Origin of the sequence: Streptomyces sp. NBC_00029 (assembly GCF_045160505.1) — a bacterium.
Classification (GTDB): domain Bacteria; phylum Actinomycetota; class Actinomycetes; order Streptomycetales; family Streptomycetaceae; genus Streptomyces.
The window spans coordinates 5,472,286-5,496,452 of sequence record NZ_CP108292.1; the positions used below are offsets into that span (position 1 = coordinate 5,472,286).

The following is a 24,167-nucleotide window of genomic DNA, read 5'->3' on the forward strand; positions in this document are numbered from 1 at the left end:
TGACAGATGTTCAGCCTCGAAGGTTGTACCGGAATCCCGCGAGCCGGCCTGTGGTGTCGATCACACAGCGAAGTGTGCAACTGCGACTGACGTTCGACAGTCAACGGCTGCATGAGAAAGCGCATCTCTTTGCTGGCTGCCGGCGGCCTCGTGGCCCTGGGCCTGGCCACCACTCCCGCACACGCCGCGGACCCCGTCTTCACCCTGGCCGGACCGGCCGAGGTGGGCCTGCGCCCGCACCCCGGGCAGAACGGCCAGCCGCAGAAGACCTCGGTCGAGTTCCGGGTCGTCAACGACTCCACGAAGACGTTCGCCCACCAGAGCACCTTCACGATCGACCTGGGCGCGCTCAAGGGCATCGCCGACGTCAAGCTCGCCGAGCAGCAGGGCGCGAACTGCACGCTCACGGCCACGGCCGTGACCTGCAAGCGCTGGGCGCTGTGGACAGGCGACACCACCGTCGTGGACCTGGACCTCACCGCGGCCAAGGACAGCAAGGTCGGCGCGACCGCGGCCCTGACCGTGACCGGTCAGGCGGAGGGCGCCACCTTCAAGCCCGCCACCACCAAGGTGCGCGTCGGCGGCCCCGACCTGGTGCTGGAGAAGGCCAAGCTCAAGGCGGAGCAGAAGCCGGGCGACAAGCAGAACCTGTCGGTCGTCTTCGCCAACGAGGGCACGGACCCCGTCAACGGGGTGGTGCTCGAGGTGCGCACCACGCACGGCATCGGTCTGGTCGAGCAGTACGACAACTGCTCCTACTCCGAGGACAGCAGCGCGGACCAGCCCTGGAACACGGGCTGGAGCACGGTGCAGTGCCTGCTGGAGGGCGAGTACGAGCCGGGCGCCGTCTACGGCCTCGACGGATCGCTGACCCTCAAGGCGGCCCCACACGCCTTCATCGACGGGCTGACCTACGCGGTGTACGCGGCCGGCGACCAGCCGAAGACCGCGAAGCAGCGCACGCCCGCCGGCGGCAAGAAGCTGTCCCCGGCGAAGCGGGCCGGCAAGGCCTCGGCCCAGGCCGCCCCGCGCACGGGTGACCTCGACCCCTGGGACAACATCCAGGAGTTCGACTTCGCGACGAGGAACACCGCCGACCTGGTCGGCACGGGCGTGTCCCTCAAGGGCAAGGCCGGCGAGACGGTGAAGGCCGACTTCGGCTTCCGCAACAACGGCCCCGCGTGGGTCGCGTACCTGCGCTCCGGTGAGGACGTCGCCCGGACGGACATCGTGATCCCGGCGGGCGCGCGGGTCACGAAGGTCCCGGCCGGCTGCACGGGCGTCAATGCGGACGGCTCGCAGCGCGAGCAGGCCCTGGGGGCGCCGCGCTACTTCTGCTCCACCGGCCACGTGGTCGGGGAGGCGGAGAAGTTCGCCTACCCGTTCGAGCTGAAGATCGAGAAGGTCGTGGCGGACGCCAAGGGCTCCGTCACGGTCGGCCAGTGGACGCCGGAGGGCACCACGGGCCACCGCTGGGACCCGGACCACGCCAACAACAAGGCGGCCTTCGTGATCAACGCGAAGGACGGCGGCCCGGCCCCGACCCCGACCACCTCGGTCACGCCGACCCCGACCGGCTCCGCGACGCCCACCGCGACCGCGACGGCGACCGCGTCCGCCACGGCGACCTCGGGCACCGGCACCACGGCGAACGGCGGTCTCGCCTCCACCGGTAGCTCCGCCCAGATGATCGCGCTCGGCGGGGCGGTGCTCCTGGCCGTCGGCGGCGGGCTGTTCGTGGCCTTCCGCCGCAAGGCCGGCGGGCACGCGTAACGACGTCACCGCGCAGGCGCGTCCGCGCCACCGCATGACAGCACCACAGCGCCACCGCTTGCCCCGCGTGCGCGGGGCAACGCAGAACGGCCGGCCCGGGGCGTCCCCCGGGCCGGCCGTTCTTTACGGGGTGACCGGGCTGCTGTCCCCTGCCGTCCGGTCACGCGAAGGAGCGAGGTCCCACGACGCACGCTCCACGGGGCGTGCGTCTCATCGCTCCAGCGGAGCCACGCGTGGTGTTGCGGTCCCGCGGCTGGCTGACGCGGACATCCTCACCAACGAAGGAGCCCGGGGCCGGTCACGGCGCCGGACGAGTGACGAACAACCGTCACACGCGGCCCCGGCACAGCTCCAGCACCGTCATGGCGAGGGCGGTACCGGGCTTGCCGAGGGCGTCGCTCCAGTGGGAGAGCACCTCCATCTCGCGCGACAGGTGCACCCGGCGCCCGCCGGAGGAGATCCGGGCGTCCTGGATGACGGTCGAGACGGCCATCCGTTCCTGGATCAGGCCGATGATCCGGTCGTCGAGGGCGTCGATGCGCATGCGGCAGTCGGCGATCAGCTGCTCGGGGGTCGTGGCGGTGGTGGTGACGCTCATGGGGTTCTCTCCTGTGGTTCGTGTGGTTCGTGCCGACAGGAGCGGAAACGCGAAAGCGCCCCGGTCCTGTCGGACCGGGGCGCTTCGGGAAGTCAGTGGCTCAAGCGAGCATCACGAGGACCCATGGCGACCGGACCGACCGGTGCCATAGGTAAAGAGGAAGCTCAGCTGCTTGCGCATGGAACGGATTATTACCTTCCATCGCCCTCAGGGCCAAGCCGATTCGGATGGTGAGACGAAGAGGCCCCCCGGGCCCCCGTTAGAATCGACAAAACAGCCACCTCTTCCGCCGGAAGGCCGCCCCGTGCCAGAAGCACCCTCCGCCGCCCACGACAGCGCCCCGGACACGGTTCTCGTCGTCGACTTCGGCGCCCAGTACGCCCAGCTCATCGCCCGCCGCGTCCGCGAAGCACGGGTCTACAGCGAGATCGTGCCGAGCTCGATGCCCGTCGACGAGATGCTGGCCAAGAACCCCAAGGCGATCATCCTCTCCGGCGGTCCGTCCTCCGTGTACGAAGAGGGTGCCCCCCAGCTCGACCGCGCGATCTTCGAGGCCGGCGTCCCCGTCTTCGGCATGTGCTACGGCTTCCAGCTGATGGCGGTCACCCTCGGTGGCCGGGTCGACAACACCGGCGCCCGCGAGTACGGCCGCACCCCGCTGGCCGTCTCCAAGGCCGGCTCCACCCTCTTCGAGGGCACCCCCGACAACCAGTCGGTGTGGATGTCCCACGGCGACGCCTGCTCCGCCGCCCCCGAGGGCTTCACCGTCACCGCGTCGACGAACGTCGTACCCGTGGCGGCCTTCGAGAACGACGAGAAGAAGCTGTACGGCGTGCAGTACCACCCCGAGGTGATGCACTCCACGCACGGCCAGCAGATCCTGGAGCACTTCCTCTACCGCGGCGCGGGCCTCGCCCCCACCTGGACCACCGGCAACATCGTCGAGGAGCAGATCGCGGCCATCCGCGAGCAGGTCGGCGACAAGCGCGCCATCTGCGGCCTCTCCGGCGGCGTGGACTCCGCGGTCGCCGCGGCCCTCGTCCAGAAGGCCATCGGCTCGCAGCTCACCTGCGTCTACGTCGACCACGGTCTGATGCGCAAGGGCGAGACCGAGCAGGTCGAGAAGGACTTCGTCGCCGCGACCGGCGTGCAGCTGAAGGTCGTCGACGCGCAGGAGCGCTTCCTGACCGCGCTGGCGGGCGTCTCCGACCCGGAGACCAAGCGCAAGATCATCGGCCGTGAGTTCATCCGCGTCTTCGAGCAGGCCCAGCTGGAGATCCTCCAGGAGGACGGCCCCGCGGTCGCCTTCCTCGTGCAGGGCACCCTGTACCCGGACGTCGTCGAGTCCGGCGGCGGCACCGGTACCGCCAACATCAAGTCCCACCACAACGTGGGCGGGCTCCCCGACGACATCGAGTTCGAGCTCGTCGAGCCGCTGCGCCAGCTGTTCAAGGACGAGGTCCGGATGGTCGGCCAGGAGCTCGGCCTGCCCGACGAGATCGTCCAGCGCCAGCCCTTCCCGGGCCCCGGCCTCGGCATCCGCATCGTCGGCGAGGTCACCAAGGAGCGCCTGGACCTGCTCCGCGAGGCCGACGCCATCGCCCGCCACGAGCTCACCGCAGCCGGTCTGGACCGCGAGATCTGGCAGTGCCCGGTCGTCCTGCTCGCGGATGTCCGCAGCGTCGGCGTCCAGGGCGACGGCCGCACCTACGGTCACCCGATCGTGCTGCGCCCCGTCTCCTCGGAAGACGCGATGACCGCCGACTGGACGCGCATGCCGTACGAGGTGCTCGCCCGCATCTCGACCCGCATCACCAACGAGGTGCCGGAGGTGAACCGGGTGGTCCTCGACTGCACGAGCAAGCCCCCGGGCACCATCGAGTGGGAGTAGTCCCACCCGGACCGACACGAAGCCGCCGTCCCGTACCTGCGGGCGGCGGCTTCGCCGTTGCTCTGGCCACTTGGCAGGGGCCCGGGTACCTTGCGCGGCGAGCCGAGCCGTTCGAGGGAGCGCCCATGCCGGACCAGCCCGTACCCGTGCCCGTGGAGCGCCTCGGCTTCGAGATGCCGCCCGTGCACGACACCCCCGACGCGGCGCGCGCCCACCGCAAGGAACGGCTCGCCGAAGCGCTGCGGCTGCTGGCCCGGCTCGGGTACGAGGACGGGGTGGCGGGGCAGATCACCGTGCGGGACCCGGAGTTCGAGGACTGCTACTGGGTGAACCCCTTCGGCCGGGCCTTCGCCGCTCTCACCGCCGACGACCTGCTGCTGGTCGACGGGGACGGGCGGGTGGTCCGGGGCGGGCGCCGGGTCAACCAGCTGGCATTCGCCGTGCACGCGGCGGTCCACCGGCGGCGCCCCGGGGTGGTCGCCGTCGTCCGCGCGCGGGCCCCGTACGGCAGGGCGCTCGCGGCGCTCGGCGAGCTGCTGGCCCCGATCACCGAGGAGGCCTGCGCCTTCTACGAGGACCACGCGCTGCTCGACGAGTACACCGGCGCCGACGAGCCGGACCGCACCGCGCTCGCGCTGGGCCCGTACAAGGCGCTGGTGCTGCGCAACCGCGGGCTGCTGACGGTGGGGGACTCGGTGGACGCCGCCGTCTGGTGGTTCATCGAGGCGGAGCGGGCCGCGCAGGTGCAGCTGATCGCCCGGGCCGCCGGGAAACCGGTGCCCGTCGACCACCGCGCGGCGGCCCTGACCAGGGAGCGGTTCGGGTCCGATCTGGCCGCCTGGGTGAGCTACCAGCCCCTCAGGGAACTGGTGGCGTCAACATCATGAACCGTTAATCACCTGCTCTGACATCGTGCGCAATCCGGAGCACTGCCGCAGTGGTGCACAATTCGCTGGCATTGCACCGTAGTTCAGAGAGGCGGCACGTACGTGGCTGTCCAAGAGATGTCCCGAGGTACCCATACCACCGCCTGCGCCTGCGACGAGTGCGCTCGCGCGGGCCACCGTCGCGCGGTCGCGGCCTTCCTGGAGAAGCGCGACGAGTTCGCCTCCGGGCAGGGCGTGCCGGCCGCCGTGGCCCACTCGCTCGGCGCCTCCCGCCAGTGGGTCTCCGACGAGCTGACCCTGTCGGCCCGCACCGTCGCCGACCGGGGCCGGGAGGCCGGGAACTCCTGGCTCTACCTGTTCTCGCGGCGGGCCGTCCTCGCCGTCTGGATCGCCGCCGGGGTCCTGCTGCTGGTCCAGGTCGCCGCCGCGCTCGGCACCGGCTGGTCCACGGCGCGCACCGCCGGGCTGCTGGCCGCCCTGGTGCTGGCCGGGCTGCTCACGGTCGCCGCCCGCGCCCAGTCGGTGCGCGGCGGGCTGCTGGCCCCGCTGGTCGGCGAGGACAACCGGCTCTCCACGTCGAAGGCGGTGCCCAGCGCCTGGGTGGTGCTGACGGCCTTCGCCACGCTGCTGCTCGCGCTGCGGCTGGCCACCTCGGCGCCCGGGCCCGACCGGCAGGCCCTGTACGCGGGCCTCGCGCTGGACCGGGCGCTGCCGCTGCTGGCGGTGGTCTCGCTGACCTCGGCCGTCGCGGTCCTGGTGCGCCGGGTGGTCTCCGTACGGATCATGGGCCAGCGGTTGCAGAAGCTGCCGGCCGACCGGCCGCGCGGCGTGGACCTGCTGACGGACGACGCGGGCCGCGGGAGCTTCCCCGACGCGCAGTACGTGCTCGTCTCGACGGTGGTGCTCTCCTACGCGGCCGCCTCGCTGGCGCGCTTCCCGGACCGGCTGCCCCAGCTGCCCTGGGCGATGGCCCTGCTGGTGGCCCTGTCGGCCGCGGTCTACCTGGCGGCCAAGTACGCGGAGGGCAGCCGTCCGCTGGTGCTGTCGGTGGTCCGCAGACGGGAGCCCGGGGATCTGGACGCGGCCGTCCGCCCCGGGGACGACATCGAGATCCGGGGCGTGGGCTTCGTGCCGCCCGGGGCGCAGACGCCGGAGATGCTGGCCCGTCTGGTGGTACGGGTCGGATCGGTGCACGTGCACGTGCCGCTGGTCCCGGTGGCGGGCGGATTCACCAATCCCTCCGACGCCGTGCTGACCGTGCCGGTACCGGCGGAAGTGGAACCGGGGCGCGTCGAGGTCCAGGTGGTCACGGCCGCAGGAGTGGAATCCAACCGCTGCACCATCGATGTTGCCGAGTGATCGGGGTACACATGTCGCGTGAACCGAACCGATGTTCTTGAAGCCGATGCCCCTCGCGACGTGGCGGGGCTCCGTGAGCTCGCCTCCCGGCACGCACTGCTGCCCCTGCGCATCTTCCTCGGTGTGACCTTCGTGTACGCGGGGCTGGACAAACTGACCGACCCGGCGTTCCTCTCCGCCTCCGGCGACGGCTCCATCGGCGACCTGATGCGCGGGGTGCGCGACACCTCCGCGAGCTCGGCCCTGGTGGACCTGGCGCTGAACTCGCCCGTCGGCTTCGCCGTCGCCCTGGCCATCGGGGAGATCCTCGTCGGCCTGGGGACCCTGGCCGGCCTGCTGACCCGCATCGCGGCCTTCGGCGGAGCGCTCATCGCGCTCAGCCTGTGGCTCACGGTGTCGTGGGCGGTGACCCCGTACTACTACGGCAACGACCTGATCTACATGATGGCGTGGACCCCGCTGATCCTGGTCGGGGCGCCCTACCTGTCGCTGGACTCGGTGATCCGGTCGCGCCGGTCCCGGCGTACGGCGTAGGTCACCAGCCCCACCAGCGCGGCGAGCGAGAGCCCGCCCAGGGTGATGGGGATGATCGCGAACCAGGGCAGGTCGGCCTCTCCGGTGTTGTCGAGCAGGTAGAGCACGCCCGCCACCACCAGGACCAGCCCCGCGATCAGCCGTCCCGGCTGGAACTCATGACGCCGCACGGGCCACCTCCACCTGTCCGATACCCGCAGTGAGGTCCAGCTCGATCGTCCCGCCGGCCTCGGTGCCGGCCGCCGGCACGAGGGTCTCCGTACGGTTCTGCTCCCCGATCCGCTCGATCCGGTCAGCGCGGTCCCCGGGCATCTGCACGTCGCCCACGCGCCGGATGGTGACATCGGCCTGCGCGGTGACCTCCCGCGGCAGGACCACCTTGAGCCGGCCCGCCTCGATGGAGGCCTCCACCGCCACGGTGGTGCCCTTCGGCACGTCCAGACGGCTCAGGTCCAGGGTGGCGAACCCGGTGCCCGCCTCGTACACGGGCTTCACATCGGCGACCGCGGCCGGACGCCACTCCACCCGCTGCCAGTCCGTGCCGATCTCCCGCGGCAGCACGGCCGCGCCCGCGAGCAGGCCCGAGGTGAACACGGCCAGCACGATCGTGCCGAATCCGGTGCGGCCCAGCAGGGAGCTGACCGCGAGGCCCAGACCGAAGACGATCAGGGCGGCGGCGAGCCCCGTCTGCAGGGCCTCGCCCAGCGGGCTGTCGTCCCATCCGGCTGCGGTCCCCACGAACCCGGCCAGCAGCGCCAGTACGAAGACCCGGCCGCCGATGCCGCCGCGCGGGCGGGCCGGGGCGGCGGGCGGCTTCACGGACGACGCCCGGGTGCGGTCGGGCGCCACCGCGTCGACGGTGTCGTCGGGCCCCCACAGGTACCCCGTCCCGCCGACCGGGCCGGTCGTACCGTCTTTGACCAGAGGATCCCGCCACCAGGACGGGCCGCCCGGGGCGGGCGGAGCCTGCGTCTCCGGCGGGGCGGGCGAGTGCGCGGTGCGGTTCGCACCGCCGGCCGGGTCGGCCTCCTGCGCCTCGGGCTGGTGGGTGTGCCGCTGCCGCTGCGACCAGTACGAGGCCCCGCCCAGCGCCAGGACGACCAGCACCGAGAAAGCCGCCAGCCCGCCGTTGTCCAGCATCGACAGGAACAGTGCGCAGCCCACCAGCGCCGCGAACACCGCCGCCAGCGTGGCGCCCTCGACCCGGCCGGTCAGCAGCTTCTTCGCCTCGCTGTCCTCCTCCCCCTCCTGGGGGAGCAGCAGCCACGCGAAGCCGTAGAAGATCAGACCCACACCGCCGGTCACCGCGAGGACGCCGAGGACGATGCGGAAGACCACCGGGTCCAGGTCGAAGTACCGGCCGAGGCCGCCGCACACGCCCGCGAGGACCTTGTCGCGTCTGCTGCGGCGCAGCGGCGGCCTGGACTGCGCCCGGGGGGCCCCGGGCCCGGCCGGCGGGGCGTCGTGTACTTCGGTCATGGGTCCATGGTGACGGCCCGCGGAAGCCGTGGGCATCCGGCCCTACCCTGGTGCAACCCTGATATCCCCCCGGCAGAAGTGGGGGGATGCCCTGATGACCGGCCGCGGCCCGGCGTGTGACCCTTGGTGACATGCCCGTAGCCGCCGCTCCCCGCACCCCGAACGCACCGGACGACGACGAGGTCCCGCAGCGCAAGCTCTACCGCAGCGCCGACGGCCGGATGCTCGGCGGTGTCGCGCGCGGTCTCGCCGGGCACCTGGGGCTGCCGGTGGGCTGGGTCCGGCTCGCGTTCCTGCTGCTGTTCATGTGGGGCGACGGCCTGGGCGTGCTGCTGTACGCCGCGTTCTGGGTCTTCGTACCGCTCGGCATCGGCGGCCGGACCGGGCACCGCTCCTTCTTCGAGACCCTCCCCGACGGCACCCGCCGGCTGCGCAAACCCGACCGCGGGCAGATCACCGCGCTGATCGCCCTGTTCATCGGCGTGGGCATCTTCATCTCCAAGGTCCAGCTCGGCGGCGCGTCCGGCCGGTACGTGTGGCCGACGCTGCTGGTCGGGGCCGGGGTGGTGCTCGTATGGCGGCAGGCGGACAACGCCCGCCGCGCGCACTGGTCCTCGGCCGTCGGCCGGCACGGGCGCCTCCTCCAGGTCGCGCGGGCACTCGCCGGAGTCGCCCTGGTCGGTGTGGGCCTGACCGTCTTCATCGTCGTACGGGGCTCCGCCGCACAGCTCGGCAACGTCCTCACCGCCACCCTCGCCGTCCTCGTCGGCGTGGCCCTGCTCGCCGGTCCCTGGCTGATCCGGCTGACGCAGGACCTCTCCGAGGAGCGCCTGATGCGCATCCGGGCCCAGGAGCGCGCCGAGGTCGCCGCCCACGTGCACGACTCGGTGCTGCACACCCTCACCCTGATCCAGCGCAACGCGGAGGACGCCTCCGAGGTGCGCCGCCTCGCACGGGCGCAGGAACGCGAACTGCGGAACTGGCTCTACAGGCCCGAGGGCACCGGCAAGGACGAGGACGAGGAGCCGGCCACCCTCGCGGAGGCCGTGAAGAAGACCGCCGCCGAGGTGGAGGACCACCACGGCGTCCCGATCGAGGTCGTGGTCGTCGGCGACTGCCCGCTCGACGAACGGCTGGCGGCACAGATCCAGGCAGCGCGCGAGGCGATGGTCAACGCCGCCAAGTACGGTGGCGAGGGCGGGCCGGTACAGGTGTACGCGGAGGTGGAGGGGCAGACGGTGTTCGTGTCCGTACGGGACCGGGGACCCGGTTTCGACATCGACGCGGTACCGGGCGACCGCATGGGCGTACGAGAATCGATCATCGGCCGGATGCAGCGCAACGGCGGGACCGCACGGCTGCGGTCCGCACCCGACGGCGGCACGGAAGTCGAGCTGGAGATGGAGAGGGCGGCGAACGCAGCATGACCGAGGCCGGAGAGAACGCAGGCGCGGGGGAGACCAGGCGTGTCCGGGTGGTGCTCGTCGACGACCACCGGATGTTCCGTACGGGAGTGCAGGCCGAGATCGGCGAGACCGAACGCACGGGCGTCGAGGTCGTCGGGGAGGCGGCCGACGTCGACCAGGCCGTCACCGTCATCACCGCGACCCGGCCCGAGGTGGTCCTGCTCGACGTGCACCTGCCCGGCGGCGGCGGCGTCGAGGTGCTGCGGCGCTGCGCCCCGCTGATGGCGGCGGCCGAGAACCCGGTCCGCTTCCTGGCGCTGTCGGTGTCGGACGCGGCCGAGGACGTCATCGGGGTCATCCGGGGCGGTGCGCGCGGGTACGTCACCAAGACCATCACCGGCACCGACCTGGTGGACTCGGTCTTCCGCGTGCAGGACGGGGACGCGGTGTTCTCGCCGCGGCTGGCGGGCTTCGTGCTCGACGCCTTCGCCTCGACGGACGCGCCGCCGGTGGACGAGGACCTGGACCGGCTCACGCAGCGCGAGCGCGAGGTGCTGCGGCTGATCGCGCGCGGGTACGCGTACAAGGAGATCGCCAAGCAGCTGTTCATCTCGGTGAAGACGGTGGAGTCCCACGTCTCGGCCGTCCTGCGCAAGCTCCAGCTCTCCAACCGGCACGAACTGACCCGCTGGGCGACGGCCCGCCGCCTGGTCTGAGTCCGGCGTCAGAGGCCTGACCTGCGGTGTGACCGACGCCGCAGGTCGACCTCGCAACCGGGAGCGCGCGCACCGCCCTCTAGGCTGGCGTGATGAGCTTGACCGGTACACCCTTCTTCGTGACGGTGATCGCCCTGACCGCGATCGCCGTCATCCTTCCGCTCGCCGTCTGGAGCAAGGTGCGCGGCCCTGCCGTCGTACGCACCGCCGTGCGTGCCCTGATGGTGGTGTTCGCCCAGGTCACAGCCATCGCCGTGGTGTTCACCGCGGTCAACCGCGCCGAGCACTTCTATGCCTCGTGGGGCGACCTGCTCGGCACCGGCAAGTACGTCACGGCCGCCCCCGACCTCGGCCCCGACGGGCTCGGCGGCAAGAAGGCGGACGAGGCGCCGAAGGTGCGCCAGCAGTTCCAGCCGGTGGAGGGCCTCGGCGGGCGGGTGCAGAAGACCGATCTCGACGGCAAGGTCTCCGGGGTCAGGGGCGACGTCCTGGTGTGGCTGCCGCCGCAGTACGACGACCCGGCCTACAAGGACAAGAAGTTCCCGGTGGTGGAGCTGATCCCTGGCATACCGGGGACGGGGAAGTCCTGGTTCCAGGGGCTCAAGGTGCACGAGGTGCTGGAGCCGCTGATGAAGAGCGGCAAGGTGCAGCCGTTCATCCTGGTCTCGCCGCGCGCCATGCTGGTCGGCAACGGCGACACCGGCTGCGCCAACCTTCCCGGCAAGGTCAACGCGGACAGCTGGTTCAGCGTCGACGTCCGCAAGATGGTCGTCGACAACTTCCGTGCCTCGGGCGAGGCGCGCACCTGGGGCGTCGCCGGGTACTCGGCCGGCGCCTACTGCGCGGCCAAGCTGGCCATCGCCCACCCCGACCGCTACAGCGCGGCCGTCTCCCTGTCCGGCTACAACGACCCCGGCCAGGAGCCCTCCTCGCTGGTCGCGCAGGACCCGGAACTGCGGCGCACGCACAACCTGAAGCACGTCCTGCAGTCCGCGCCCACCCCGCCGCCGGTGGCGCTGTGGCTGTCGGGGGCCGAGCACGACGGGTACCTGTCCGGCGTGGACCTCAAGTCGATCGCGAAGAGCCCGACCGTGGTGCACGCGGAGAAGGTCGTCGGCGGGCACAACCTCGAAGCGTGGTCCAAGCAGCTGCCGCAGACCTTCGGCTGGCTGAGCGGCCTGGTCAAGGCTCCGTAGGCGGTCCGGGGCGGTCCGGGGCGGTCCGTCCGCGGCCTACGCGGGGCGCGAGGCGCCGGCCCAGGGCATCGAGTCGATAGGCGCCGACCGGACCGTCGATCCGGGGCGCGGCGCGTGGATCATCTGGCCGTTGCCGATGTAGAGGCCGACGTGGGTGACCCCGGAGTAGAAGAACACCAGGTCGCCGGGGGCCAGCTGGTCGCGGGACACGCGCCGGCCGGCGTTGATCTGGGTGTAGGTGGTGCGGGGCAGGGAGACCCCGGCCGAGCGCCAGGCCGCCTGGGTCAGTCCGGAGCAGTCGAAGGACCCCGGGCCGGTCGCGCCCCAGATGTACGGCTTTCCGATCGCGCTGTGCGCGAAGGCCACGGCGCGGGCCGCGCGCGATCCGTCGGACGGAGGCGGGGGAGTGCTGCCCGTGGGTCCGGGTGCGGCGGGTGCGGCCCCCGCTCCGCCGGGTGCCTGGGCCTCGTAGGCGGCCCGCTCCTCGGCGGTGAGCCGGGCCAGCAGGTTCTTCGCGGCGGTGAGCTTCTCCTCGATCACGGTCTTGTGCCCGGCGAGTTCGTCCTGCCGGGACCGGAGGTCGGCGAGCCGTCCCGCGGCCTGCTCCCGCAGCTTCCCGACCTCGTCGAGCCGGCGGCGCACGGTGGTGATCCCGGCGGCGTTGCGGTCCCCGGCGCGGGCGATGAAGGAGGCCTGGGAGAGGTACTGCTGCGGGTCGGACGCCAGCGCGAGCTGTACGGCGGTGCCCAGGGAGCCGCTGCGGTACTGGGAGGCGGCGAGCGTTCCGAGGGCGCTGCGGGCGGTGTTGAGCTGGTCGGTCTTGCGGGCGGTCTCCTCGCGCAGTCCGGTCAGCGCGCGTTCGGCCTCGTCCGCCTGTTCCTTCGCCCCGTTGTACCGCTCGGTCGCCGCCTCGGCCTCCTCGTAGAGCCGGTCCACCTCCGACTTGACCTGGGCGGGGGTGGGCCGGGGGGCGGCCTGGGAGACGCCTTCGAAGGCGGTGGCGGTGGCAGCGCCCGCGAGGGCGAGGGTGGCGGCCGTGGCCCGTGCCGGGCCGCCGGCGAGCGGGCGCTGCCTGGGCTTTCGATGACTGGCCACGAGGGCCTCACGTCCTTCCTCCGTCGGTGCTTGGAGGAGGACGCTAGACCCGAAGGTAACGGGCGAATGACGGGATGATCGTAAGTGGTCCGATACGACCGGAGCTGGCCGCCCGGGACCGGAACGGATCGCTCCGGTGTGGATCAGTGCCAGAGAACGGCGATGAAGATGTTGATCACGGTCAGCCCGCCGACCGCGCCGAACAGCGCCTTGTCCACCTGTTCCTCGTCGCGCATGACGTAGACGAGGCAGAGGATCACGAAGAGGATCGCGAGCTTCACGCCCACCTTGACGTTGTTGACGGGGGTCCCGTCCATCTGGTTGAAGCCGACGAGCAGTACGCCGGTGACGAGCATGGTGAGCGAGCCGTGCAGCATGGCGGGCGTGAAGCGGGCGGTGCCCGCGCTCATCGCCTTCATCTGGGTCAGGAACCCACCGAGGAGCGAGGCGATCCCGATGATGTGCAGGCCGACGAAGACATTGATGAGTACGTCCATGGCGTCGAGCGTACGAGGCGCCCCGGTCAGCCGAGGAAGCGGGTCAGCTCGGCCGTGACGACCTCCGGCCGCTCCTCCGGGAGGTAGTGGCCACTGCCGTCCACGCGGACCACCCGGGTGTCGGTACCGAGCGGCGGGACGGCCTCCCGCAGCTGCTCGTAATTGCTGTACTCGCCGCCCAGGGCGAGGAGGGGGACGGTGACCGGGGCGTAGCCGGCGAGGTCGGCGATGTCCTGTGCGAAGGACCGGTACCAGGCGTTGCCGGCCCGGATCGCGTCCGGGGAGTCGTACGCACGGGCGTACACGGCGCGGGAGCGGGCGTCGATGGACGCGGGGTCGGCGGACGCGGCACCGAACAGCCAGTCCAGCAGGAAGTGGTAGCGCCCGGCGAGGAGCTGCTCGGGCAGGCCCTGCACCTGGTTGAAGGCGAACCACCACAGGTGGGGGAGCCCGGGGCGGGGCAGCAGGGGCATCTGCGCCCAGGCCCCGTCGGGGTGCGAGACGTCGAGGAGGGCGATGCGGTCGGTGGCCTCGGGGTGGTTGGCGGCGAAGGCGTAGGCGATCATCGCGCCGATGTCGTGGCCGACGACGTGCGCCCGTTCCAGGCCGAGATGGACGAGGAGGGCGTGGACGTCGGCGGCCATCGTCTTCTTGTCGTAGCCGGTGTCGGGCTTGGCGGAGCCGCCCATGCCGCGCAGGTCGACGGCGATCACCCGGTACCGGCGGGCCAGGGCGGGCAGCATCTTGTTCCATTGCCACCAGGTCTGGGGCCAGCCGCCGAGGAGGACGAGCGGTGCGCCGGAGCCGCCCTCGACGTAGTGCAGCCGGGTGCCGTTGACCTCGGCGTGGTGGCTGGTGAAGCCGCCGTCGAGGGAGGCCGCGAGGGCGGCGTCGGAGAGGGAGGCGTCGTCGAGGTCGGCGTCGTCGAGCGGGGCGGTGGCGGGCATGGGGGTCCTCACTGGGGACGGGTGCGGAGCAGATGACCGTTCGAGAATCTCGAACGGTTTGAACCGTACGAGATCTTCGAATGGTTTGGCAATGTCTGTACGAGAACTGCGTACAGTGGGGTCATGCCTGCTTCCGCCGCCGAGCCGACCCACCCCGCCGCCGACCGCATCGAGCTGGTCGAGGTCCTGGCGGCGCTCGGACACCCCGTCCGGCTGGAGATCGTCCGCAAGCTGGCCTCCGGCGAAGAGGCGTTCTGCGGCGAGGTCGTCCCCGACCTGCCCCGCTCCAGCGTCACGCACCACCTCAAGACGCTGCGCGAGAGCGGGCTCATCTGCCAGCGCCCCCAGGGCCGCAAGCTCTTCCTCGCGCTGCGCCGCGAGGACCTGGAGCTCCGTTTTCCCGGTCTGCTCGAACTCGTGCTGGCCTGTCGGTCCCGCCCCCTAGACTCGGAATGCGATGAGCAGCCTCTTTGACGACAGTTTCCTGGCGGACCTCACCCCCTCCGACGAGGTCCCGCCGCCGCCCGAGGACCACGCCGCCCCGGAAGCGGGCGCGGACGACCTCTTCGGCGGGCACTTCGACGTACCCATGACCGGGGACGCGTACTACCGGGACGGCGCCCCCAAGCCCGTCATCGACCCGGCGACGCTCCTGGACGGGCTCAACGAGCAGCAGCGCGCGGCCGTCGTGCACGCGGGCTCCCCGCTGCTCATCGTGGCCGGCGCCGGCTCCGGCAAGACCCGGGTGCTGACCCACCGCATCGGACACCTGCTGTCCGCGCGGAACGTCCACCCGGGCCAGATCCTGGCGATCACCTTCACCAACAAGGCCGCCGGCGAGATGAAGGAGCGCGTCGAGAGCCTGGTCGGCCCGCGCGCGAACGCCATGTGGGTCTCCACCTTCCACAGCGCGTGCGTGCGCATCCTGCGCCGCGAGTCCAAGCGGCTCGGCTTCACGTCCTCGTTCTCGATCTACGACGCGGCCGACTCGAAGCGCCTGATGGCGCTCGTCTGCCGCGACCTGGACCTGGACCCGAAGAAGTTCCCGCCGAAGGCCTTCAACGCCAAGATCTCGAACCTGAAGAACGAGCTGATAGACGAGGACGCCTTCGCCGGCCAGGCCGCCGACGGTTTCGAGAAGACGCTCGCCCAGGCGTACGCGATGTACCAGGGGCGGCTGCGCGAGGCCAACGCCCTCGACTTCGACGACATCATCATGACCACGGTCCACCTGCTCCAGGCGTTCCCGGACGTCGCCGAGCACTACCGGCGCCGCTTCCGGCACGTCCTGGTCGACGAGTACCAGGACACCAACCACGCGCAGTACACGCTGGTGCGCGAGCTGGTGGGCACCGGCTACCCGGACCTGCCGCCGGCCGAGCTGTGCGTGGTGGGTGACGCCGACCAGTCGATCTACGCCTTCCGCGGCGCGACCATCCGCAACATCCTCCAGTTCGAGGAGGACTACAAGGACGCGACGACGATCCTGCTGGAGCAGAACTACCGCTCCACCCAGACGATCCTCTCCGCGGCCAATGCGGTCATCGAGCGCAACGAGAACCGCCGCGCCAAGAACCTGTGGACCCAGGCCGGCACCGGCGCCGTCATCACCGGCTACGTCGCGGACACCGAGCACGACGAGGCGCAGTTCGTCGCCGACGAGATCGACCGGCTCACCGACGCGGGCGACGCCAAGGCGGGCGACGTCGCGATCTTCTACCGGACCAACGCGCAGTCGCGCGTCTTCGAGGAGATCTTCATCAGGGTCGGACTGCCCTACAAGGTCGTCGGCGGGGTCCGGTTCTACGAGCGCAAGGAGGTCCGCGACGTCCTCGCGTACCTGCGCGTGCTGGCGAACCCCGAGGACAACGTCCCGCTGCGGCGCATCCTGAACGTGCCCAAGCGCGGTATCGGTGAGCGCGCCGAGGCGATGATCGACGCCCTCGCGATGCGCGAGAAGATCACCTTCCCGCAGGCGCTGCGGCGCGTGGACGAGGCCTTCGGCATGGCCGCGCGCTCCACCAACGCGGTGAAGCGGTTCAACGTGCTGATGGAGGAACTGCGCACCATCGTCGACTCGGGCGCCGGCCCGGCGGTGGTGCTGGAGGCGGTCCTGGAGCGTACGGGCTACCTCGCCGAGCTCCAGGCGTCGACCGACCCGCAGGACGAGACCCGCATCGAGAACCTGCAGGAGCTCGCGGCGGTGGCGCTGGAGTTCGAGCAGGCGCGCGAGGCCGCGGCGGCCGAGGCCGCCGAGACCGGGGCCCCGGCCCCCGGGTCCGGCACCCTGGCCGAGTTCCTGGAACAGGTCGCGCTCGTCGCCGACTCCGACCAGATCCCGGACGAGGACACCGAGGGCACGGGCGTCATCACGCTGATGACCCTGCACACCGCCAAGGGCCTGGAATTCCCGGTGGTCTTCCTGACCGGCATGGAGGACGGGGTCTTCCCGCACATGCGGGCGCTGGGCCAGACCAAGGAGCTGGAGGAGGAGCGCCGCCTCGCGTACGTCGGCATCACACGGGCGCGCGAGCGGCTCTACCTGACGCGCTCCAGCATGCGCAGCGCGTGGGGTACGCCCTCGTACAACCCGCCCTCGCGCTTCCTGGAGGAGATCCCGGCCGAGTACCTCCAGTGGAAGCGGACGGGCGCCACGCAGAAGCCGGCGGGGCCGATGCGGAGCTCGGGGTACGGATCGTCCTCGTCCGGTTCGGGGAGGGCGACGTTCGGCACCTCGCCGGAGGCGTTCCTGTCCTCGTCGCGTACGAAGTCGGGCCCGTCGGGATTCGCGACGCGGCGGGCCGCCGACAAGCCGGTCATCGCGCTGGTGGTCGGGGACCGGGTCACGCACGACCAGTTCGGGCTCGGCACCGTCATGGAGGTCAAGGGAGCGGGCGCGGACGCGCAGGCCACCATCGACTTCGGGGACGACAAGCCCAAGCGGCTGCTGCTGCGTTACGCGCCGGTGCAGAAGCTCTGAGCCGGGGCCCATGCGGAAGGCCGCGTGGCCCTCGGGCCACGCGGCCCTCGGCGTGAGCGGTTCGCGGTGAGCGGCCGGTGGTTCGTGGCCGGTGGTTCGTGGCTCCGGTCCTCCGGGTCGCGCGAAGGTCAGCGCGGGTCGAGGCCGTGGCTGCGGAGCCACGCAAGGGGGTCGATCGCAGACCCGCCGCCGGGCCGGACCTCGAAGTGCAGGTGCGGGCCGGTGGAGTTGCCGGAGTTGCCGGAGTAGGCGATGACATCGCCCGCCTTGACCTTGCCGCCGCGGATCTTGGTGGAGCTGAGGTGGCAGTACCAGGTCTCGGTGCCGTCGGGCGCGGTCACTATGGCCATGTTCCCGTAGGCGCTGTTGTACTGGGTGCGCACGGTGCCGTCGGTGGCCGCCATGACCGGGGTTCCGTAGGAGACCGGGAAGTCGATGCCGGTGTGCACCGACATCCACATGCCGCCGGACTGGCCGAAGTTGGCGCTGAGGCCCTGCTGCGAGACGGGGACGGCGAACTTGGGGCGGGCGGCCTCCTTGGCCGCGGCCTCCTCCGCCTTCTTCTTCTTTTCCTCTTCCTGGCGCTCGCGCAGGTCAATGCGCTCCTGCGTGCGGCTCGCGCGGTCCGCGAAGTCGCCCGCGTCGGCGCTGAGCGCGACCAGTTGGGTGTCGAGCTTGGTGTTCGCGGCGACCGGCTTCACCGAGGCCGGGTCGGGCGCGGCCATCGTGGTGGTGTCCTCGGCGGGCCGGTCGGTGCCGGTCAGGCCGCCGACGGAGGCGGCCGCGACGCCCGCGACTCCCATCACGCAGGCGGAGGGCACGGCCACGGTCAGCATGGCGGAACGCTTCGCCGGGTTGCGGCGACGGCTGTTGCCGCCCGCCCTGGCGCCGGCGCCGGCCTTGCCGTTCGCCTTGGTGGCGGTCCGGCGCGCGGTGCGCGGAGCGGCCGCGGTCACCGGCATGGCCTGGGTGGGGAGGTCGTGGACCTCCTGAAGTGCGTGGACCTCGGGCAGCTCGTGCGCCTCGTGCAGGTCGTTGGCCTCAGCCGGGTCGTGGGCCTCGTGCAGCCCGTGGCCTTCGTGCAGTTCTTGGGCCCGGGGCGTCTCGTCGGAGAGCACCTCGAAGACGGCCGTCTCGCTGTAGGTGCCGACCGGGGCCGCCTCGTAGGCGTAGCCGACGGAGGTCGCTTCGTACGTGTACTCCTGCTGCGCGGGCGCGGCGGGCTGGTACTCGTACCCGTAGGCGGGCTCGGGCTGGGCCGGGGCCTCGGCGACGGTGTTCCAGGCGGTGGCGTCGTAGGCGCCGGTCTCGGTGCCGGTGGTGCCGTAGCCGGGCATCGCCCAGTGCCCGGTCTGCTCGCCGGAGGTGTCGTAGCCGAAGGAGGGCTGCTGCTGGTACCCGGCGTAACCGGAGTAGTCCGTGCCCGGCGTGTTCCAGGCGCTCGCGTCCCAGGTCCCGGTGGTGTCCTCGGGGGCGGCCTGGGCCGGGATCGTGGACAGATAAGGGTCCTGCGAGGTCCATGCCGTGGTGTCGTACGCGCCGGTTTCGTAAGAACCGTAGGCGGCGTAATTGACCCCCTGGCCCTGCGTTTCATAGGAAACGTAGGTCGAGTCACCAGCGAAAGCGGTGGTGGAAAGGCCGTCATACCCGGGATCCGGGTACTGGCCCGACGAGGGGCGGTCGTTCACCAACTTCTCTTTCGCCTCGGCAGTGGGGCCTGGGTGGCCGGGAACTCAAGGTTCACCGGAGGAGAGCAGTGGCGTGACTGTACCCGGCGGTTACTCGCAACGACAATCTTCGCCGGGGCTCCAGATCTCCGGAACCGGGCATTCGACCGTCTTTCGGTCGCCTAAAGACGCACCCTTGGCCTTGAGTTCGAAATTAGTTCGACTACTCGTCGCTCGACGGCTAGGCGACGGAAGCGGCGTCCGCCCCTGTGACGGCGGCCAAACCGGGTCCTTCCAGGGCGCGCCGGACTGCCGCGATGACGGCGGGGTGGGTGGGCAGGGCGAGATGTCCGATGCCGGTGACCTGCACATTTTCCACACACAGGTCCGGATGTTCGATCCGTGCGGACCCGACCGGGGTCATCAGCGCGTCGAACTCGCTCCAGAACGCCACGCACCGGGTGGCGCAGCCGGGCGCGGGCTCGGCCAGCTCGGCCAGCACCTCGGAGTCCGGTCGCATCTGCCGCACCAGCGGGTGCGCGTCCATGAAGGGGGCGACCCGCGTGCCGGAGTGTGGGGTGCCGAGGGTGACGAGGGTGCGGACGCGGGCGTCGCCGCCGAGGCGCTGCACGAAGTACCGGCCGACCAGCCCGCCCAGGCTGTGCCCGACCAGATCCACCCGCTCCTGTCCGGTGCGCTCGCACAGCTCCTCGACACGCCGGGCGAGATGGCGGGCCGTGACGCGCAGGTCGAGGGTGAAGGGCGAGTAGTTGTACGCCTCCACGTGCCGGCCCCCCGCCCCGAGGGTGCGGCGGAGCAGGACGAAGACGGACCGGTTGTCGGTGAAACCGTGAAGGAGGAGCACGGGCGGCCGTGTCGCGGGCGGGCGGGCGGCGACCTTCTCCTGGCACACTCCGGTGGGGTACAGCAGAAGGTGCCCGCCGAGCACCATCACCTCGAGCGCGCCGGCCCGCAGCGCGGCGCCGGACAAGGGTATGGACATGGGTATGGACAGCCCCATCGACGGCCTCCCCTGAGCCTTGGGGGGACTCCGGCCGTCGCGCCACCGTGCCGTGCGGCTGTCGGCACGGTGGCGCAATGCCGTCCCACGTGTGATTTCCCCCTCGTGATTGACCGCGAAACGGCGGCGTGCGCGATGCTGTACTTAACGTTCGTTCACTCGGGAGGCAGTGCGATGGGTGTGACCGGTCCGATCCGTGTGGTGGTGGCCAAGCCGGGTCTCGACGGCCACGACCGCGGGGCCAAGGTGATCGCGCGGGCGCTGCGGGACGCGGGTATGGAGGTCATCTACACCGGCCTCCACCAGACCCCCGAGCAGATCGTGGACACCGCCATTCAGGAGGACGCCGACGCGATCGGCCTCTCGATCCTCTCCGGCGCCCACAACACGCTCTTCGCGCGCGTGCTGGAACTCCTCAAGGAGCGCGACGCGGAGGACATCAAGGTCTTCGGCGGCGGCATCATTCCGGAGGACGACATCGCGCCCCTGAAGGAGAAGGGCGTGGCCGAGATCTTCACCCCCGGTGCGACGACGACCGCCATCGTGGAGTGGGTACGCGGCAACGTCCGGCAGTAGCCGCCCCGGCCCGCGGGGTCGGGGCACCGTGCACCGCGGGCCGATCCGGCCCCGCCGGCGATCGGCGGGCGCGGTTCGCGGGGCAGCCCCGGCTCCGGGCTCCCGGCTCCGGGCTCCTGCGGCGCAGGCACTGCCCTGCACCTGCCCTGCCCCAGGACCTAGGTCGTCTCTTTCGGATCTTGCCGGGCCCGCGTCGCCCGGCACCGCACCTCGCCGCGTTGTCGGAGCACCGCAGTACGTCCAGTACAACGGCGCTCCTCCGCCTTGCGATGCACGGCACCGGACGACGCGGGCCCGACCGACAAGATCCAAAAGAGACGACCTAGGCCGGGGTCAGCTCCGCGAGCATCGCCGCGCGGAGCCGGAGGGTGGCCACCAGTCGCTGGAAGGCCTCCGCCCAGTACGCGGCCGCGCCGGGAACCGCGTCCGGCAGGTCCTCCGCGGCCGTGGTCAGGGCCTCCAGCCGGCCCGCTTCCGCGGGGTCGAGGCAGCGCTCCGCCAGACCCATCACCCCGCTGAAGCTCCACGGGTAGCTGCCCGCGTCCCGGGCGGTGTCCAGCGCGTCCACGACCGCCCGGCCCAGTGCGCCCGCCCACGGCACCACGCACACCCCGAGCAGCTGGAACGCCTCCGACAGCCCGTGGGCCGCTATGAACTCCGCGACCCATTGCGCCCGTTCCGCGTCCGGCAGGGTCTCCAGCAGTTTGGCCCGCTCCGCGAGCGAGGCCGTGCCGGGACCCGCCGCGGGCGGTGCGGACGCCGGGCCGAGCAGGGCCCGCGACCACGGAGCGTCGCGCTGGCGCACCGCGGCCCGGCACCATGCCGCGTGCAGCTCCTCCGTCCAGCCGTCGCCCGCGGCCACGGGCAGCGCCACTATCTCCGCCGGGCCGAGCCCCCCGAACCGCTCCCGCCAGCACGACAGCGGGGCCGCCTCCACCAACTGGCCGAGCCACCAGGCCCGTTCCCCGCGTCCGGCCGGCGGCCGCTTGACCACCCCGTCGCGGAGCATCCCTCCGTCGCACTCGGCCGGCGGGGTCACCCCCTCCGGTCCTACGCAGGCCAGCGCACGCTCCGCCATCCTCCCCGCCAGCGCCGAGCTCGGCAGTGCCGACAGCAGCTCGGCGGCCGTGGCGCGGACATTGCGGCTGCGGTCGCCCAGCGCCGCCTCCAGGAAGGGCTCGTCCCCGTCCGACAGGCCGGCCCTCAGCGAATCGAGGAACATCAGCCGGTCCTCGGCCCGTTCGGTGGCCCAGGTCGTCATCAGCAGTCGCGGCGCGGCCGCCGCCTCGTGCGCCCGTACGGCCCCGAGCAGGGCGACCCGCTCCGCGAACAGCCCCTCCTGCCACAGTCGTTCCACCCCCGCCCGGTCCGTCACGTCCGGCAGCTCCCCGGCGCCGCCCGCCCCGCCGCGCAGGGCGAACCGCCAGTCGGGATTCATCCGCGCCAGCCACAGCCCCCGCGTCCCGGCCAGGGCCAGTGCCTGCGGCCGCAGGTCCGTACGGGCCCGGGCAGCGTCCAGCAGTGCCGGTACGAGCGCGCTCGGCGAGCGGTAGCCGTACCGCGCGGCCGCGGCCAGCCACTGCGGCAGCAGCTCCGTCAGATCCGGGGCGGTTCCGCGCCGGCCGCCGCCGTTGACCGCGCCGCTGCGGCCGGCCAGCAACTGCGCGAGCCGGTGGCCCGCGGCCTTCGGCGGCGCCGGCCGCGGATCCCGAGGTGCGGGCTCCGGGCGCGTGCCCGCCCCGGCCGGCCGCAGCCCTGCCCGGCGTCGTACGGCGTGCACGGCCGCCGCGTCCAGGAGCGCCTCCGCGGAGCCCGCCGGGCCCCCGCCCCGGCGCCGGTCGGTGCCCAGCAGCGCGGCGGCGACCAGCTCCTCCCACTCCCCGTACCCCTCGTCGGCCTTGTTCATCGGGCCCCTCCCTCGTCGCTCGCCGGTCGTCTTCGTCGCGTCCTGTGCTCCGGTCCCGTCCCCTCCACGGGACCGGAGCCTGCGGTCTTCTCGTCCGCCTGATTCAGCTGGCGTGGTTGTCGTTCATGGCAAGCCCCCCGGCTTCTCGTCGTTGCGTGTACGGCGCCCCCCGGCGCCGCACGTCTCCTCGCCGCCCCGGCGGGACGGCACAGGACCCCCCAGGCCCCCTGCGATGTTGTTCTTCAGGCTTCGCTTCCGCGCCCGCTCAGCCCAGGGCGACCGGCTCGGCCGAGTCCGGATGCCAGGCCGTCAGCGGGGTGAAGCCGCGGTGGCCGCACTCGCCGAACACCGTCACCGGAGCCCCGCCCGACAACGCGGCCAGCTGCCACAGCCCCCCGCGGGAGCGGCTGCCGCCCCCGGTGAGGGGCACCGGCAGGGCGGAGTCGCCCTCCGCGTCCGCCAGTTGCCAGCCGAGCTCTCCCGGTATCGGCACCACCGGCCCGAGCACCACAGGCCAGGACTCCAGCCACGGGTCCTCCCGCAGTGCCGTCCCGTACGCCTCGAGCGCCGCCTCTGTGCTCACCCCGGCCGGCACCTCCGCGCACGGCACGGCCGCCGCGAACCTCTCACCGAGGTCCGCCCGCAGCCCCGCCGACCCGGGCCGGAAGCGCATCTCCGCCTCCAGCGCCAGCCCCACCGGCATGGCCAGCCCCGGCGGCCGCCCCGGCGGACCGAAGTCCAGGACCAGCGCGGGCCGCCCGCCCGCCAGCCCGCGCAGCCATATCCGGCGGGTGGTGAGCCGGCCGTCCGGCGACACCGTGTCGTACTGGGCGAGCACCAGCCAGCGGTCCCGTACGGCCTCCCCCTCCCCGGAGGCCGGCAGTCCCACGCGGCTGCGCACCGTCGCCGCCAGCTCTTCCGGCAGCCCGGCCACCCCCAGCCACCCCCGGTCGAGCAGGTGCAGCAGCGCCGCCTCCTCCAGCATCCGGGCGGGCCAGCCGGGGCCGCAACTGGGTATCGTCCCCAACTCCCTTACCCGGGCGGCCAGTCCGGGCGCCTGCGCATCGACCATGCGGGCCGCCGTCTCCTCCCATCCCGCGTATCCCGCCTGCTCCTGGCCCGCGAGGCCGCCGCGGAGCAGATCGGCCAGCCGCTGTTCCAGTTCGGTGACGCCCGCGCCGATCCGCGCCGCCCGCCGCTCGGCACGCTTGCGGGCCGCCTCCTCGTCGACCGGTGCGCCCCTCCCGGCGGCGGGCCGCGCTGCCTTGGCCGCCCGGTCCGCCAGCCATTGCGCGGCCCACTCCGGCGCCTCTCCCGGCTCGCCGACCCCCTCCGCCGACCAGAGCAGCAACAGCCCCAGCGCGTGCTTGCAGGGGAACTTCCGGCTCGGACAGGAGCACTTGTAGGCCGGGCCTGTCAGGTCCACGACCGTGCGGTACGGATTGCTCCCGCTGCCCTTGCACAACCCCCATACCGAACCGGAAGCGGAACCTCCGATCTGCAACCACGGCCCTGCCCCGCCGAGTCTGCCCCCGGCCTTGCGCGAGGCATCGTCAGGAGCCAGATCCAGTACCTGTTCCGCTGTCCAGCGGTCCCCCTGATCAGTCATGTGAACCACCGTAGAGACCGCCACTGACAA

Annotated in this window: 21 protein-coding genes; 11 read left to right on the top strand and 10 right to left on the bottom strand. The window is 72.2% G+C overall.

Going from position 1 to position 24,167, the window contains the following annotated elements; all coding sequences use genetic code 11:
• The first annotated feature begins 111 nt into the window (after positions 1–111).
• On the top strand, positions 112–1,773 hold the full coding sequence (locus tag OG753_RS25700; RefSeq protein ID WP_401681865.1) for an LPXTG cell wall anchor domain-containing protein: 1,662 nt from the start codon (positions 112–114) through the stop codon (positions 1,771–1,773).
• Positions 1,774–2,101: 328 nt separating this feature from the next.
• Here OG753_RS25700 and OG753_RS25705 read toward each other — a convergent pair whose 3' ends face one another.
• Complete coding sequence (locus OG753_RS25705; RefSeq protein WP_327264037.1) at positions 2,102–2,371, bottom strand: chorismate mutase; 270 nt, start codon at positions 2,369–2,371, stop codon at positions 2,102–2,104.
• A gap of 304 nt (positions 2,372–2,675) precedes the next feature.
• Here OG753_RS25705 and guaA point away from each other — a divergent pair, with 304 nt between their 5' ends.
• The 4 genes from guaA (at position 2,676) to OG753_RS25725 (ending at position 7,042) form a co-directional block, all read left to right on the top strand.
• Complete coding sequence (guaA, locus tag OG753_RS25710) at positions 2,676–4,262, top strand: glutamine-hydrolyzing GMP synthase (RefSeq protein WP_327264038.1); 1,587 nt, start codon at positions 2,676–2,678, stop codon at positions 4,260–4,262.
• A 125-nt stretch (positions 4,263–4,387) separates the two neighbouring features.
• Entirely contained in the window at positions 4,388–5,149 is a 762-nt protein-coding gene (locus OG753_RS25715) for a class II aldolase/adducin family protein (protein ID WP_327264039.1), read from the top strand.
• Positions 5,150–5,251: 102 nt separating this feature from the next.
• On the top strand, positions 5,252–6,508 hold the full coding sequence (locus OG753_RS25720; protein WP_327264040.1) for a hypothetical protein: 1,257 nt from the start codon (positions 5,252–5,254) through the stop codon (positions 6,506–6,508).
• 18 nt (positions 6,509–6,526) lie between these two features.
• Positions 6,527–7,042 (top strand): TQO small subunit DoxD, encoded by a 516-nt coding sequence (locus OG753_RS25725; protein ID WP_405790288.1) that lies wholly within the window; start codon positions 6,527–6,529, stop codon positions 7,040–7,042.
• Here the strand turns inward: OG753_RS25725 and OG753_RS25730 are convergent.
• The gene (locus OG753_RS25730) at positions 6,988–7,212 is read right to left on the bottom strand and encodes a hypothetical protein (protein ID WP_327264042.1); all 225 of its coding nucleotides are present in this window, start codon (positions 7,210–7,212) and stop codon (positions 6,988–6,990) included. The two genes, OG753_RS25725 and OG753_RS25730, sit on opposite strands and share 55 nt — an antisense overlap.
• Positions 7,199–8,521, bottom strand: a complete 1,323-nt coding sequence (locus tag OG753_RS25735; RefSeq protein ID WP_405790289.1) for a PspC domain-containing protein — start codon at positions 8,519–8,521, stop codon at positions 7,199–7,201. The genes OG753_RS25730 and OG753_RS25735 overlap by 14 nt, the downstream gene beginning before the upstream one ends.
• 131 nt (positions 8,522–8,652) lie before the next feature.
• Here OG753_RS25735 and OG753_RS25740 point away from each other — a divergent pair, with 131 nt between their 5' ends.
• The 3 genes from OG753_RS25740 (at position 8,653) to OG753_RS25750 (ending at position 11,839) form a co-directional block, all read left to right on the top strand.
• Positions 8,653–9,948, top strand: a complete 1,296-nt coding sequence (locus OG753_RS25740) for a PspC domain-containing protein (protein WP_327264044.1) — start codon at positions 8,653–8,655, stop codon at positions 9,946–9,948.
• Positions 9,945–10,643, top strand: a complete 699-nt coding sequence (locus OG753_RS25745) for a response regulator transcription factor (RefSeq protein WP_327264045.1) — start codon at positions 9,945–9,947, stop codon at positions 10,641–10,643. Before OG753_RS25740 ends, OG753_RS25745 begins: the two co-directional genes overlap by 4 nt.
• Before the next feature lie 92 nt (positions 10,644–10,735).
• Entirely contained in the window at positions 10,736–11,839 is a 1,104-nt protein-coding gene (locus tag OG753_RS25750) for an alpha/beta hydrolase-fold protein (protein ID WP_327264046.1), read from the top strand.
• A gap of 36 nt (positions 11,840–11,875) precedes the next feature.
• On the opposite strand, the gene OG753_RS25755 is transcribed toward OG753_RS25750, so the two are convergent.
• The 3 genes from OG753_RS25755 to OG753_RS25765 all read right to left on the bottom strand — a co-directional run bounded on the left by OG753_RS25755 (position 11,876) and on the right by OG753_RS25765 (position 14,378).
• Entirely contained in the window at positions 11,876–12,934 is a 1,059-nt protein-coding gene (locus OG753_RS25755) for an NlpC/P60 family protein (protein WP_405790291.1), read from the bottom strand.
• Between the two features lie 143 nt (positions 12,935–13,077).
• On the bottom strand, positions 13,078–13,431 hold the full coding sequence (locus tag OG753_RS25760) for a hypothetical protein (RefSeq protein WP_405790292.1): 354 nt from the start codon (positions 13,429–13,431) through the stop codon (positions 13,078–13,080).
• A gap of 26 nt (positions 13,432–13,457) precedes the next feature.
• Entirely contained in the window at positions 13,458–14,378 is a 921-nt protein-coding gene (locus tag OG753_RS25765; protein ID WP_405790293.1) for an alpha/beta fold hydrolase, read from the bottom strand.
• Between the two features lie 123 nt (positions 14,379–14,501).
• Between OG753_RS25765 and OG753_RS25770 the strand changes: the two genes are divergently transcribed.
• Both OG753_RS25770 and pcrA read left to right on the top strand, forming a co-directional pair.
• A complete protein-coding gene (locus OG753_RS25770) occupies positions 14,502–14,852 on the top strand; it encodes an ArsR/SmtB family transcription factor (protein WP_405790294.1) in 351 nt (116 codons plus the stop codon).
• Positions 14,836–17,358 carry a DNA helicase PcrA gene (gene pcrA, locus OG753_RS25775; RefSeq protein ID WP_327264050.1) on the top strand — a complete coding sequence of 841 codons (2,523 nt, stop codon included), beginning with the start codon at positions 14,836–14,838 and terminating at the stop codon, positions 17,356–17,358. Before OG753_RS25770 ends, pcrA begins: the two co-directional genes overlap by 17 nt.
• 128 nt (positions 17,359–17,486) lie before the next feature.
• On the opposite strand, the gene OG753_RS25780 is transcribed toward pcrA, so the two are convergent.
• A complete protein-coding gene (locus tag OG753_RS25780) occupies positions 17,487–19,046 on the bottom strand; it encodes a M23 family metallopeptidase (protein ID WP_405790296.1) in 1,560 nt (519 codons plus the stop codon).
• Positions 19,047–19,266: 220 nt separating this feature from the next.
• Positions 19,267–20,028, bottom strand: coding sequence for an alpha/beta fold hydrolase (locus tag OG753_RS25785; protein ID WP_327264052.1), 762 nt, complete (start codon positions 20,026–20,028; stop codon positions 19,267–19,269).
• Between the two features lie 192 nt (positions 20,029–20,220).
• Between OG753_RS25785 and OG753_RS25790 the strand changes: the two genes are divergently transcribed.
• Entirely contained in the window at positions 20,221–20,622 is a 402-nt protein-coding gene (locus tag OG753_RS25790) for a cobalamin B12-binding domain-containing protein (protein WP_327264053.1), read from the top strand.
• Between the two features lie 322 nt (positions 20,623–20,944).
• Here OG753_RS25790 and OG753_RS25795 read toward each other — a convergent pair whose 3' ends face one another.
• Both OG753_RS25795 and OG753_RS25800 read right to left on the bottom strand, forming a co-directional pair.
• Positions 20,945–22,528, bottom strand: a complete 1,584-nt coding sequence (locus tag OG753_RS25795; protein ID WP_405790297.1) for a DUF5691 domain-containing protein — start codon at positions 22,526–22,528, stop codon at positions 20,945–20,947.
• Between the two features lie 265 nt (positions 22,529–22,793).
• A complete protein-coding gene (locus tag OG753_RS25800) occupies positions 22,794–24,137 on the bottom strand; it encodes an SWIM zinc finger family protein (protein WP_405790298.1) in 1,344 nt (447 codons plus the stop codon).
• Positions 24,138–24,167: the final 30 nt, after the last annotated feature.